A 12,487-nucleotide genomic window follows, 5' to 3' on the forward strand; every position below is an offset into this window, starting at 1 on the left:
TTGCGGCGAAGGAAGCCTTCATTCCTCTGAGCAAACCTTTGGGCAACTCAGGAAAGAGGAGGTCCGGAAAAATCAAACACCTCCGCTTCGGCTAGGGGAAGACCCCGTTGATCCTTGGGAGATAACAGAGGCGGAGTAGCTAAGGGCCAGTCAATGCCGATGGCCTGGTCATTCCACAGTAAGGTGCGGTCATAGGTCGGCGCATAGTAATCCGTGGCCTTATACAGCACTTCTGCCTCTGGGGAAAGGACGGCGAAACCGTGGGCAAAACCGGCGGGAATCCATAGCTGTCTTTTATTGTGGTCATTGAGAACATAACCCACCCACTGGCCAAAACTGGGAGAATTACGGCGCAGATCCACTGCCACATCAAAAATCTCTCCCCGGGCGGCCCGCACTAGTTTCCCCTGGGGATGCTGGATTTGGTAATGTAACCCCCGCAGTACTCCCTGGCGAGAAAAGGAATGGTTATCCTGCACGAAATGGGGGTCTATGCCCACGACCTGCTGGAAAACTTTGTCGTTGTAACTCTCAAAGAAAAAACCCCGTTCATCGCCAAAGACTTTGGGCTCCAAAACCAACACATCGGCGATCGCAGTGGGAATCACGTTCACAGATCAAATTCCTCTTTAGGGTTACGACACCCGAAAAAATACCATTAATCGGTCATTTGAGGAAAACCTGGAAATCTTAAACCGCCAAAAATTTTTGGATAACTTCCTGACTCAAGGTTTGGGTTTCCCTGGAAGCCACAATGCCTCCCTTTTGCATGGCATAGTAACGATCTGCGCTGATCAAGTCCTTGATTATTACTCCAAACCCAACGCAAAAATTATCGCTTGTCTTGTCTTTTGTAAGGTCTCACTTGATAATTCACCCAATTTCCGATCTAGTCTTGTCCTTGGAATAGATCCTAAGCCCTGAGTGTTCGCAAAAGAGTCTTGTTTCAGAAAGCTTAGTTTTGGTAAAGAAACTTCATACTGACTGTGTCGATATTGGGTGGTTAGTGGAACATAGATAATTAAAGCTCGTGGAGGATTTGTATCATAACGAGATACCACAACAACGGGACGAGTCTTTGCGGCTATGCCTAAGTCAACAAGCCAAACGTCACCCGGTTTAGGATTCATCGAGTAAATCTAATACCTCTTGTTCGATTGCTCGGGAGCGAAGAATATCTAGGGCATCTTGATCGGCTAGTTCAATTATTTCTCTGATTTTCTCTCGAACTTGGGTGGCTATGTCTGGTTGCCATTTTTGTAGTTTAATTTCCAATATTTCTGTTAGAGAATCCATAATTGTCTGCACCATTCACTGCTTTCTCAGCTTAGCACCGGAATTAAAGTGATCTGTGTCATTTCCCCTCCCCAAAATAGGTTGGAAAATACAATCAAACAGCCAAGAATTTTTGGATAACCTCCTGACTCAAGGTTTGGGTTTCCCCGGAAGCTACAATGCCTCCCTTTTGCATGGCATAGTAACGATCAGCCTGGCGGACAAAGTGTAAATGCTGTTCCACCAAAAGAACGGAAATGCCTGTGGCTGCAATAATCCGTTTCACCGCCGCTTCAATTTCCAGAATGATGGATGGTTGAATGCCCTCCGTCGGTTCATCCAATAGCAATAGTTTGGGCTGACCCATCAAGGCCCTGGCGATCGCCAATTGTTGTTGCTGACCACCACTCAAGTCCCCACCCCAGCGGGAAAGCATGGTTTTGAGCACAGGAAAAAGCTCGAAAATTTCGTCGGGAATGCCTTTTTGTCGTTGACTTTTATCCGCACAGGCTTCCAATCCCAGCAGTAAATTCTCCTGCACTGTCAAGCGGGGAATAATTTCCCGGCCCTGGGGCACATAACCAATGCCTAAACGGGCCCGTTTATCCGTCGGCACAGAATTCAACTGGCGATCGCCATAAACCACATAACCACTGCGGGGGGAAAGCAGTCCCATAATGGTTTTAAGTAGAGTGGTTTTACCAACCCCGTTGCGTCCGATCAAACACACCATCTGCCCCGGAGCGATGGACATGTCCACATTACGTAAAATATGACTTTCTCCGTAATACACATTCAGGTCGGAAATTTGTAGCATGGGGACGATCCAATTAGCCAAGAATGGGGGAAAGGATAACATAGCTACCCAGAATGTTCAAACGTCCCGTCAACCTTTGTTAATTATTCCCTCCCATGGGCTGGAACCAGGACAATGGGGTGTGACTAAAGGTCAAGGTGAGTAAAAGCTTTGGCCCCCTGGCCAGTATAGGTGGCGGCAATCTGACCATGGCCCCACAGTTGATATTTATAGGTGACTAAACCCTCCAAACCCACCGGGCCCCGGGGAGGCATTTTCTGGGTGCTGATGCCCACCTCCGCCCCAAATCCGTAGCGGAAACCGTCGGCAAAACGGGTACTACAATTGTGGTAAACCCCGGCGGCGTCTACCCGCTGACAAAACTGTTCTGCTACGGCCAAATCTTCGCTGATAATGCCATCGGTGTGCTTGGAACCGTACTGGTTAATGTGATCGATCGCCGCTTCGAGGGAATCCACAATTTTGATGGCGAGGATCAAATCACTGTACTCGGTGCGCCAATCCACTTCGGTGGCAGGTTCACAATCAATTAGTTTTTGCGTTTCACCATCTCCCCGTAGACTAACTCCTTTTTCCTTTAGGGCCTGGGCCAAAGGCGGTAAAAATTCAGCGGCGATCGCCTGGTGGACTAAAAGGGTTTCAATGGCATTGCAGGCGGCGGGATATTGGGTTTTGGCATCCACTGTTACAGCAATGGCCTTCGCCAAATCAGCCTGGGCATCCAGATAAAGGTGACAAATGCCATCGGCGTGGCCTAACACAGGAATTTGGGTATTTTGTTGAATATATTGGACAAATTCGTTGGAACCCCGGGGAATAATCAAATCCACATACTGGTTTAGGGCCAACAGGCCCCGAATTTCTTCCCTGGTGGTGAGCAAGTTAACCGCCTCTGGTTTGACTGCAGTCTTAGCCAAAGCGGTTTGAATAACTTCGGTTAAAACTTGGCAGGAACGGGTGGCTTCCCGACCTCCTTTGAGAATGACTGCGTTGCCGGATTTAATGGCCAAACTACTGATTTGGATCAGGGCCTCCGGGCGCGCCTCAAAAATCACCCCCAACACCCCCAGGGGACAACCAACCCGTTTTAACACCAAACCCTCATCCAATTGTCGATGGAGGGTAACTTGGCCCAACGGATCGGGTAAATGCTCCACATCTTTCACCCCGGCAATGGTGCTTTTGAGCTTACTTTCCCCCAACAGCAGGCGGTTATAAAGGGGTTTAGCAATGCCCATGGCTTCCGCCGCGGCACAATCTTCCTGATTGGCAGCCAAAATTTCTGGCATGGCGGCCGTTAGACCATCAGCTATGGCGGCGATCGCCCGATTCCGTTCGGCGGTGCTGAGGGTGCCCAAATAGAGGGCCGCTTGGCGGGCATTGTGGGCCAGGGTAGGGAGGGCAGAAACGCTAGGGGAAATAACCATGGGTTAGACGTTAACGATGCAGTTACTTTAGTTATTTTTCAGGACGGGGCAACCGTGGGGAGCTAAAAGCAAAGCCCAGAAGAAAATATTCACGGCTTTAACCGGGGCAATGGCCTTAATGATCCAGAGCCGATCGCCCTTGACGACCCAGACGAAAAACCAGGAAAGAGAGGAAATAAATCACATAGGCCACTAGGCCAATAATGCCCAAAAAGCCAAGGAAACCAGTGTTGGAATTGGCGTGGAACCAAGCCTTGTAATGTAGGGGCGGCTGGAGCCAAACCTGACAGAAACTTTCCGCTCCACCAATGCCATTCAGCCCACAGGAAAGGAAAGGAATATTTACCAAGATGGCAAAGCAGGAAAAAATAGTGATGCCCCAACGCCAAGTGGTGGTGGCCAATTTCAAAGGGGAAGGGGGTAAATCCTTGATTTCGTCATTAAGGTCCACCCAAAACCACAAACTAACCGGAATTAGACAACGGGCAGCAAAACCAGTGAAGAAAGCCAAGGACCAGCCGGGAATCAGGAGATAGACCGTTACCATCAACAGGCTGGCCACCCGCCAATAGATGATTAGCAAACGATTGATGGCATCTACCCGTTTAAAGGCTGACCAAATGACCAGCACCAGGGGGATAAACACAGAAACGATGACCGCCAAGCGATAGTCCAACCAGATTAACCGCAACCAAATGCCGTCTACTTCCATAACACCATCGAAAAATTTGACAAAACTAAGGGGCAACGCCTACTAAAATGTGAACCCCCAGCTTTGCTAGGCTACCAAATTTTTAGACATTAATCTTCATTCATTCAATCTGGGAAAAATTTCCGCACCTAGCGACTCGTAACCCAAAGAAAAAACACCGTAAGGCATTTAGATGTGGTTTATTCAGTCGGTAGTTGCTGCGTCGGGGTAAAAATCTGGATCCAATAATTCCGCCACTGAAAACGGGCAATTTTCAGGAAAAATCTGGGCTGCTAACCCTGTTTTGTCGATGGCTCGTCTTCTTGCTTTGAGATACATCAAATCAATGCGGGTGAGAAAAAAATTGTAAAGAGTTTTTGACTCTAACAGGTTCTCCAATTCATCTCTGAAGTTACCGATTTCACCACGCCAGCCCCGACCGGAATTTTCCCGTTCTGTTGTCCAATAGCGATAGAGGAGTAGATGAATTAGCAACTGTCGCAGATAGCTATCAACTTTATGGCGTAGCTGAATGCCCAAACCTTCGATTTCCTCTACTAAATTATCCCAGTCTATTTGCTCAACTTGGCGTAATTTAAGCTGATCCAAGGTCGTTTCTAACCAAAGGAGATAATCTTCTTCATAGAGGCTTTTGGCTACGGCGGTTAAAGACATTGCTCTACCTTTTTACTGTATTCAGAAATAAGTTAAATAAACTGGTTCGTTGATTGAGCCCATCCTATTTAACTTAACAAATTAGCCCAGATAATCCTGCAATGCCTTCACATCAAGGGGGTGGTCCTGCAGACTGCGGAGGGCGGCCACGGTGGCTTTTCCGCCGGCGATCGTGGTGATAATGGGCAACTTATAATCCAGTGCGGCCCGGCGAATGGTGCGGCCATCTAACTGGGATTCCTCACCGCTGGGGGTGTTGATAATAAATTGGATTTGGCCGTTTTTAATCCAGTCGATGACGTGGGGGCGACCTTCATGGAGTTTGAGCACCACTTCTACCCCTTCAATGCCATGCTGTTGCAAAACTTTTTGGGTACCGGCCGTGGCCACCACTTTAAAGCCTAGATCCATTAAGTCTTTAACCACGGGCACAGCCGCCTCTTTGGTGCGATCGCTCATGGACACAAATACCGTTCCGGTGGTAGCTAAAATTACCCCCGCTCCCAACTCGGCCTTAGCAAAGGCTTTGCCAAAGTCGCTGTCAATACCCATCACTTCCCCGGTGGAACGCATTTCTGGCCCCAACAAAGTGTCTGCCCCAGGGAATTTACTGAAGGGGAGCACCGCTTCCTTAACGGCTACGTGCTGGGGAATAAATTCCTCCGTTACCCCCAGTTCTTCTAGGGTTTTGCCAGACATCACCAGCGAAGCAATTTTAGCCAGGGGACGGCCGGTGGCTTTACTTACATAGGGCACAGTGCGAGATGCCCGGGGATTAGCTTCCAGGATATAAACCTGTTCCCCTTGCACAGCGTATTGAATGTTCATCAAACCCACCACTTTTAAAGCTCTTGCCAATTGTTCGGTCCACTGGCGAATGGTGGCTAGTACCCCCTCGGAAAGGCTGGTGTAGGGAATGGAACAGGCGGAGTCCCCGGAGTGGATACCAGCTTCTTCAATGTGCTCCATGATGCTGCCAATGACCACTTTGCCGGTTTTGTCGGTGAGGGAGTCCACGTCCACTTCGATGGCATTTTCTAAAAATTTGTCAATCAAAATGGGATGATCCGGCTCAATTTGCACCGCATAGGTCATGTACCGTTCCAATTCTTCGTCGGAATAGACAATTTCCATGGCTCGTCCCCCTAGCACATAGGAGGGCCGCACTACGACGGGATAACTAATGCGGTTGGCCACTACTCTGGACTCTTCGTAATCCCGAGCAATGCCGTTGGGTGGTTGGTTGATATTCAACTCGTGGAGAATTTTTTCAAAACGCTCCCGGTCTTCGGCCGTATCGATGGAGTCGGGGGAAGTGCCCCAGATTTTGGTCTGCACTGGGCAATCGGGGCTATGGAGATATTGCTGGAGGGGCACCGCCAGTTTGAGGGGAGTTTGGCCGCCAAATTGGATAATGATACCCGCCGGATTTTCTGCTTCGATGATATTTAAAACATCTTCCTTGGTGAGCGGTTCAAAATAGAGGCGATCGCTCGTGTCGTAGTCGGTGGAAACGGTTTCAGGGTTGGAGTTAACCATGATGGTTTCGTAGCCCGCATCACTAAGGGAAAAGGCGGCATGGCAACAGCAGTAGTCAAATTCAATCCCTTGGCCAATGCGGTTGGGGCCACCACCAAGGATCATTACTTTGGGCTTGTCGGAGGGCAGCACTTCGCATTCCTCCGGCTCGTAGGTGGAATAGTAGTAGGGAGTAAAGGCTTCAAATTCCGCCGCACAGGTGTCTACCACTTTATATACGGGGGTGATGCCCAGGGATTTACGGTAGGCCCGCACTTCGTCTTCGGTGGTTTTGGTGGCAAAGGCTATCTGGCGATCACCAAAGCCCTGTTGTTTGATGTAGCGCAGATCGGCAGCGGTGAGGTCTTTTAAACCCCGTTGTTTCATATATTTTTCCGTTTTGACCAAGTCCTCCAGTTTGTCCAGGAACCAGAGGTCGATCGCCGTTAGCTCATGGATTTCCTCCACGGTCATACCCAGGTTCAAGGCATGGTGCAAAGAAAAGACCCGATCTGGGTTGGGAGTCCGCAACTGGGAACGGAGATGGGAAAGGGTGGGCAAAGTCTCATGGCGATCGCAACCAAAGCCAAATCGTCCTGTTTCCAGGGAACGTAAAGCCTTTTGGAAAGACTCTTGGAAGGTACGTCCGATCGCCATCGCTTCCCCAACGGATTTCATTTGGGTGGTGAGAATCGGTTCGGAGCCGGGGAATTTTTCAAAGGCAAAACGGGGAATTTTGGTAACAACGTAATCAATGGTGGGTTCAAAGGAAGCCGGGGTCTTCTTAGTAATGTCGTTGGAAATTTCGTTGAGGGTGTAGCCCACCGCCAACTTGGCCGCAAATTTGGCAATGGGAAACCCAGTAGCCTTGGAAGCCAGGGCTGAAGAGCGGGACACCCGGGGATTCATTTCAATCACAATCACATCTCCATTGGCTGGGTTAACGGAAAACTGAATATTCGATCCCCCCGTTTCCACGCCAATTTCCCGAATGATGGCAATGGAATAGTCCCGCAGTCGTTGATACTCCTTATCAGTTAAAGTCTGGGCTGGAGCCACGGTGATCGAGTCCCCCGTGTGGACCCCCATGGGATCAAAGTTTTCAATGGAACAGATGATGACCACGTTATCGGCCAAATCCCGCATCACCTCCAGCTCGTATTCCTTCCAACCCAGCAGGGATTTTTCCACCAAAATTTGGGACATGGGGGATTGGTCCAGGCCAAACTGGGCCATTTCTTCATACTCTTCCTGGTTGTAGGCAATGCCCCCCCCGGTGCCTCCTAGGGTGAAAGCGGGGCGAATAATTAAGGGGTAGGAACCAATTTCTGCGGCGATGCGCCGGGCATCATCCATGTTGTTGACAATGCCAGAGGGACAGACCGGCACCCCAATGCGGGCCATGGCCTGTTTGAATAAATCCCGGTCCTCCGCCATTTCGATCGCCGGCAACTTAGCACCGATTAATTCCACCCCATATTTTTCCAACACCCCGGATTTGGATAGGGAGACGGCCAAATTCAACGCCGTTTGTCCCCCCATGGTCGGTAACACCGCATCCGGTCTTTCTTTGGCAATAATTTTTTCCACAATCTCCGGGATCAGCGGCTCAATGTAGGTGCGGTGGGCTAATTCCGGGTCAGTCATAATCGACGCCGGGTTGGAGTTGACCAACACCACCTCGTAGCCTTCTTCCTTTAACGCCTTACATGCTTGGGTGCCCGAATAGTCAAATTCGCAAGCTTGACCAATAACAATGGGGCCAGCCCCCAAAATCATAATTTTGTTTAAGTCGTTGCGGCGTGGCATAGGTAAAACTGTCCGAGACGTGATGGGGATTTCGATCCCAATCATTGTATAGGCTTTATCGGCGATCGGAACCCGCTCCCATATCCGGATTTATTGACCAAAAATCCCGGCCTTGACCCTATTTAAGCGACCCCACCATCCAACCAATGCCGCAGGCGATCGCCACCAGGCAAGAAGTCTTAAAAGCATTAACAGTGGCCGGTTGTACCTGGGCATCTTCCCTTTCTTCCGTCGTTTTGGCCCGACTAAAGCGGCGTTTTTGCAGCCCAAAGTAAACCAACTGAGAAATAATGGACAGGGTTAAAGGGATAAAAACCAAGCGACTGGCTAAAACCAACCCCATTCCCGTAGTCAGGGTGAAAAGACCGCCCAACAATAGAAAATAACTCAGTAACCGGTCCTGTTTCTCCATGGCGATCGCCTCCAGGGCGCGATCTAGGAATAAAGACTCCCTGGCCGCCTGTAGGGTCAAAAAACCACCAAAAATCCAAAACGCACCGAAAAGCCGCAAACAGGAACGCAGCCCAATCACCCAAAAAACTTCCATCTCTGCTTACACTTAACCCTTAATCAATTCCACTGTGTCGCGGCCGTCTGGGTCCTGTAGATACACTTTCACCTGTTCCTCCGCCGCTGTGGGCAGGGTTTTACCAACAAAATCGGGATGGATGGGCAACTCCCGATGGCCCCGGTCCACCAAGGTCAACAAACGAATCACTTGGGGACGACCGTACTCCGTTACCGCATTAAGGGCCGCCCGGATAGTGCGACCTTTATAAATCACGTCATCCACCAACACCACCCTTTTGCCCGTTAAACTGAGGGGAATCTTTGTTTTGGCGGGAGTACGGGTTTTAATCCGTTTTAAATCGTCCCGGTAAAGGGTAACATCGATCGCCCCGACGGGGACCTTAACCTGCTCCAACATTTCAATTTGCTGAGCTAACTGATGGGCAAGGGGAACGCCCCTGGTGTAGATACCCAGTAACACTAACTCCGACAGGTCACCATTTTTCTCAATTACTTGGGAAGCCAAACGGGTCAGGGTACGCCGGATTTCCTCCGGGGAAAGAATCTCAATGATCTGTGTCGCCATGGACCATCACCTACACCAATGAAAAAAAGTCATCCTGCCATTGACACTGTAACAGGGCAAAGTCATCAATGTTGACCCCCCGGGCGGTGGGGGCATGGTATGATTTGGGAGACTCATTGTTACATTTCTTAATGAAATCCTAATCTTTTTGCTACTGCTCCCAGGGATCCGCCTCCAGAGACGTGCCTAGTCCGGCTCTGATTACGACCCATCGACGGTGCGGAGGTCTTTTACGGATACAATTTTAGAGACTGCATCATTCGATACAATCAAGGCGCTTGGGGCATTAGGGCTAACAAATACACCCATAACCTCCAATTTATTGTGACCATTGCTTCTTCCCATCCCATCAATAACGGCATGAACACCGGCAAATTAGTGAATCAAGTTTCCTCCTTACCTGACCGTAATACCCACAATGGGCAAGAGGTGAAATACCACACCGAAAATGTTGAGTTGAATAAAGAAAAAATGATGGATGCCGTGCGCATCATGCTGGAGTCGGTGGGAGAAGATCCGGAACGGGAAGGCCTGCTAAAAACCCCCAAGCGGGTGGCGGAAGCAATGCAGTTTTTGACCCAAGGCTATGACCAATCCTTAGAAAAATTGGTTAATGGCGCTATTTTTGACGAAGGCCATAATGAAATGGTTTTGGTTCGGGACATTGACTTTTTCAGTTTGTGTGAACACCACATGTTGCCTTTTATGGGTAAGGCTCACCTGGCCTATATTCCCAATCAAAAAGTAGTGGGTCTCAGCAAGTTAGCTCGCATTGTGGAAATGTTTTCCCGTCGTTTGCAGGTGCAGGAGCGCCTCACCAGGCAGATCGCCGAGGCGGTACAGGAAATTCTCGATCCCCGGGGGGTAGCGGTGGTGATGGAAGCAACCCACATGTGTATGGTGATGCGTGGTGTTCAAAAACCAGGTTCCTGGACAGTTACCAGTGCCATGATCGGTTCTTTCCAAGATGAGCAAAAAACCCGGGAAGAGTTTTTAAATTTGATTCGTCATCAACCCAATTTCTATTAATTTTTCCAGGGGGGAAGCCCCACTAAATTTGGTCAGACATTGCCGGATTTTTAGTGGGGGGAGTGGGACATAAATTTAAGGCTGCTAAAGCATTCCCTCGCTGAATAAAAACACTCAAATTTACTCCAATTAATCCAATCTGGCCTATCCCCTAGGCAGTTTTTGGACATGGCAGGGCGGCATTGACGTTAACTTGTTGACAGGCTTATTCCATGGCAGCTGAAATTATCTGCGTTGGCACCGAATTATTGCTAGGGGAAATCCTCAATAGCAACAGTCAATACCTGGCTCAGGAATTGGCCCGCCTTGGCATTCCCCACTATTTCCAAACGGTGGTAGGGGATAACCCAGAGCGCATCAAACAGGCGATCGCCATTGCTCAGAAACGAGCTCAAATTCTCATTTTCACTGGGGGCTTGGGGCCGACCCCGGACGATCTAACGACGGAAACTATCGCAGATTTTTATCAGACGACCTTGCAGGAAAGCGCTGCCGTCATCGCCGACATTGAGGCAAAATTTGCCCAGACGGGGCGACCCATGGCAGCTAATAATCGCAAGCAGGCCTTATTGCCAGTGGGGGCAGAGGTATTGGCCAACGAAACGGGAACGGCCCCCGGCATGATTTGGCATCCCCAACCGGACTTGTTAATTTTGACTTTCCCTGGAGTCCCTTCGGAAATGCACCAGATGTGGCAGGAGGTAGCGGTGCCCTACCTCAAAAGTCAGGGCTGGGGACAAACTAGTATTTACAGCCGAGTACTGCGCTTTCGGGGCATTGGGGAATCGTCCCTGGCGGAGAAAGTAACGGATTTTTTCAATTTGACCAATCCCACCGTGGCTCCCTACGCAGGTAAAGGGGAGGTGCGTTTGAGGGTTTCCTCTGCTGCGTCCTCCGAGGCCCTGGCCCGGGAAATTATCGATCCGGTGGTGGATCAAATTAAGGCGATCGCCGGTTTAGATTATTTCGGTGAGGATGAAGATACCATCGCGTCGGTGGTGGGAACTCTACTACGGCAACGGGGAGAAACGGTGGCGGTGGCGGAGTCCTGTACTGGTGGTGGCTTAGGTGCTCTGTTGACCGACCAACCCGGCAGTTCTGACTACTTTTGGGGCGGAGTCATTGCCTACGATAACCAGGTGAAAATTAAACTGCTCGGGGTGGATCCGGAAATTATTGAACATTGTGGAGCCGTCGGTGAGGCTACAGCGGAGGCTATGGCCCTGGGGGTGAAGGAAAGGCTGGGCACCGATTGGGGTATTGGGGTTACTGGCATTGCTGGGCCCGGTGGTGGTACAGAGCAAAAACCCGTCGGCACTGTGTACGTTGGCCTAGCGGATCCCGCCGGTCACACTAGTCATATTCTGTTGCAATTTGGCGATCGCCGGGGTCGGGAATGGATCAGATACTTGAGCGCTTGCCAGGCTTTGGATTATCTAAGGCGACGTTTGCAAAGTTAACCCCCAAAAGCATTGGTTAAATATTGCTCCAACCGGAGACGATAACCATGGTAAATAATGGTCTGCCCCTGTTTAAAACTGCTTGGTAGCTCTTCCTTGTGACTTGTTGGATTATTATCACCCAAGCAAAAAACGATCGCCACGTCAAAGCGACAGTTCAAATCAGCCCACTGGGGCCGACTGGCAAGGAAATGGTTGGCCGTTTGCCAGAGTTTTTCCTGTTTGCGGCCATTAACCGCCAGTAAGCCGCCCTGGTCCCAATTGCCGCTGCTACGGGTTTTTACCTCCACAAAGGCCAGCATCATTGTTGCCGGAAAATGGGCAATCAGATCAATTTCCCCCCACGGCGATCGCCAGCGTTGCTGCAAAATTTTTGCCCCCTGTTGTTCCAGCCAAGCCGCCACCAAACTTTCCCCTGCTTGTCCTAAGTCCACCATCACTGCCTAGCTAATTGTGATTGCTTTCTCCCGTGGCTTGTTTATTACGCCTACTTCTTGGACTGGATGGGGCCAGGCATACCATTGTTGGAGCTAGGAGCTTGGCTCTGGGTTTCCGTCTCCATTGCCCCAGCATCACCATTGGGTTGGGGCGGCACGATAGATGGAGCCTGATTTTGTTGTAGTAACATCTCTCCCTTCGTTTTTGGCAAAGAGGGTTGGCTAGGGCTGGGGGCTGGGCTAACCGTAGGGG

The 12,487-nt window shown here is 50.0% G+C and carries 13 protein-coding genes and 2 pseudogenes; 2 read left to right on the forward strand and 13 right to left on the reverse strand.

All coding sequences use genetic code 11. The annotated features are described in order from the left end of the window. Positions 1-47: 47 nt before the first annotated feature. From rfbC to pyrR, 11 genes and pseudogenes are all read right to left on the reverse strand, one after another. Positions 48-614, reverse strand: a complete 567-nt coding sequence (gene rfbC, locus IQ217_RS07155; RefSeq protein WP_194019417.1) for a dTDP-4-dehydrorhamnose 3,5-epimerase — start codon at positions 612-614, stop codon at positions 48-50. 76 nt (positions 615-690) lie between these two features. Next, positions 691-789, reverse strand: a pseudogene (locus tag IQ217_RS07160) (ABC transporter ATP-binding protein); the annotation flags it as partial. 20 nt (positions 790-809) lie between these two features. Next, entirely contained in the window at positions 810-1,130 is a 321-nt protein-coding gene (locus IQ217_RS19470; RefSeq protein WP_194019418.1) for a type II toxin-antitoxin system PemK/MazF family toxin, read from the reverse strand. Then, positions 1,120-1,296: a hypothetical protein gene (locus tag IQ217_RS07170; protein ID WP_190596961.1), complete on the reverse strand. Its 177-nt coding sequence runs from the start codon at positions 1,294-1,296 to the stop codon at positions 1,120-1,122. The genes IQ217_RS19470 and IQ217_RS07170 overlap by 11 nt, the downstream gene beginning before the upstream one ends. 94 nt (positions 1,297-1,390) lie before the next feature. Next, positions 1,391-2,092: an urea ABC transporter ATP-binding subunit UrtE gene (gene urtE, locus IQ217_RS07175; RefSeq protein ID WP_020862100.1), complete on the reverse strand. Its 702-nt coding sequence runs from the start codon at positions 2,090-2,092 to the stop codon at positions 1,391-1,393. 125 nt (positions 2,093-2,217) lie between these two features. After that, on the reverse strand, positions 2,218-3,519 hold the full coding sequence (gene proA / locus IQ217_RS07180; protein WP_194019419.1) for a glutamate-5-semialdehyde dehydrogenase: 1,302 nt from the start codon (positions 3,517-3,519) through the stop codon (positions 2,218-2,220). A 115-nt stretch (positions 3,520-3,634) separates the two neighbouring features. Beyond that, positions 3,635-4,267 (reverse strand): DUF3177 family protein, encoded by a 633-nt coding sequence (locus tag IQ217_RS07185; RefSeq protein WP_228016690.1) that lies wholly within the window; start codon positions 4,265-4,267, stop codon positions 3,635-3,637. Positions 4,268-4,414: 147 nt separating this feature from the next. Then, positions 4,415-4,885 (reverse strand): DUF29 domain-containing protein, encoded by a 471-nt coding sequence (locus IQ217_RS07190; RefSeq protein WP_194019420.1) that lies wholly within the window; start codon positions 4,883-4,885, stop codon positions 4,415-4,417. An 81-nt stretch (positions 4,886-4,966) separates the two neighbouring features. Further along, a complete protein-coding gene (gene carB, locus IQ217_RS07195; protein WP_190596968.1) occupies positions 4,967-8,212 on the reverse strand; it encodes a carbamoyl-phosphate synthase large subunit in 3,246 nt (1,081 codons plus the stop codon). A 118-nt stretch (positions 8,213-8,330) separates the two neighbouring features. Next, entirely contained in the window at positions 8,331-8,759 is a 429-nt protein-coding gene (locus IQ217_RS07200; protein ID WP_194019421.1) for a hypothetical protein, read from the reverse strand. A 12-nt stretch (positions 8,760-8,771) separates the two neighbouring features. After that, positions 8,772-9,308 (reverse strand): bifunctional pyr operon transcriptional regulator/uracil phosphoribosyltransferase PyrR, encoded by a 537-nt coding sequence (gene pyrR, locus IQ217_RS07205; RefSeq protein ID WP_190596971.1) that lies wholly within the window; start codon positions 9,306-9,308, stop codon positions 8,772-8,774. Positions 9,309-9,632: 324 nt separating this feature from the next. Between pyrR and folE the strand changes: the two genes are divergently transcribed. Then, positions 9,633-10,337 (forward strand): GTP cyclohydrolase I FolE, encoded by a 705-nt coding sequence (folE, locus tag IQ217_RS07210; protein WP_190596973.1) that lies wholly within the window; start codon positions 9,633-9,635, stop codon positions 10,335-10,337. Positions 10,338-10,549: 212 nt separating this feature from the next. Then, positions 10,550-11,797, forward strand: a complete 1,248-nt coding sequence (locus IQ217_RS07215) for a competence/damage-inducible protein A (RefSeq protein ID WP_194019422.1) — start codon at positions 10,550-10,552, stop codon at positions 11,795-11,797. Here IQ217_RS07215 and IQ217_RS07220 read toward each other — a convergent pair. Together IQ217_RS07220 and IQ217_RS07225 are read right to left on the reverse strand one after the other, a co-directional pair. After that, the gene (locus tag IQ217_RS07220) at positions 11,794-12,234 is read right to left on the reverse strand and encodes a YraN family protein (protein WP_194019423.1); all 441 of its coding nucleotides are present in this window, start codon (positions 12,232-12,234) and stop codon (positions 11,794-11,796) included. The genes IQ217_RS07215 and IQ217_RS07220 overlap by 4 nt on opposite strands. A 50-nt stretch (positions 12,235-12,284) precedes the next feature. Then, positions 12,285-12,487: pseudogene (locus IQ217_RS07225) on the reverse strand (hypothetical protein); the annotation flags it as partial.

Source organism: Synechocystis salina LEGE 00031 (assembly GCF_015207985.1).
Taxonomy (GTDB): Bacteria; Cyanobacteriota; Cyanobacteriia; order Cyanobacteriales; family Microcystaceae; genus Synechocystis; species Synechocystis salina.

What these genes read in the sequence shown, in the direction of transcription:
- IQ217_RS19470 (WP_194019418.1), bottom strand. Translation starts at nt 1,130, where the DNA reads ATGAATCCTAAACCGGGTGACGTTTGGCTTGTTGACTTAGGCATAGCC.
- IQ217_RS07170 (WP_190596961.1), bottom strand. Translation starts at nt 1,296, where the DNA reads ATGGATTCTCTAACAGAAATATTGGAAATTAAACTACAAAAATGGCAA.
- urtE (WP_020862100.1), bottom strand. Translation starts at nt 2,092, where the DNA reads ATGCTACAAATTTCCGACCTGAATGTGTATTACGGAGAAAGTCATATT.
- proA (WP_194019419.1), bottom strand. Translation starts at nt 3,519, where the DNA reads ATGGTTATTTCCCCTAGCGTTTCTGCCCTCCCTACCCTGGCCCACAAT.
- IQ217_RS07190 (WP_194019420.1), bottom strand. Translation starts at nt 4,885, where the DNA reads ATGTCTTTAACCGCCGTAGCCAAAAGCCTCTATGAAGAAGATTATCTC.
- carB (WP_190596968.1), bottom strand. Translation starts at nt 8,212, where the DNA reads ATGCCACGCCGCAACGACTTAAACAAAATTATGATTTTGGGGGCTGGC.
- IQ217_RS07200 (WP_194019421.1), bottom strand. Translation starts at nt 8,759, where the DNA reads ATGGAAGTTTTTTGGGTGATTGGGCTGCGTTCCTGTTTGCGGCTTTTC.
- pyrR (WP_190596971.1), bottom strand. Translation starts at nt 9,308, where the DNA reads ATGGCGACACAGATCATTGAGATTCTTTCCCCGGAGGAAATCCGGCGT.
- IQ217_RS07215 (WP_194019422.1), top strand. Translation starts at nt 10,550, where the DNA reads ATGGCAGCTGAAATTATCTGCGTTGGCACCGAATTATTGCTAGGGGAA.
- IQ217_RS07220 (WP_194019423.1), bottom strand. Translation starts at nt 12,234, where the DNA reads ATGGTGGACTTAGGACAAGCAGGGGAAAGTTTGGTGGCGGCTTGGCTG.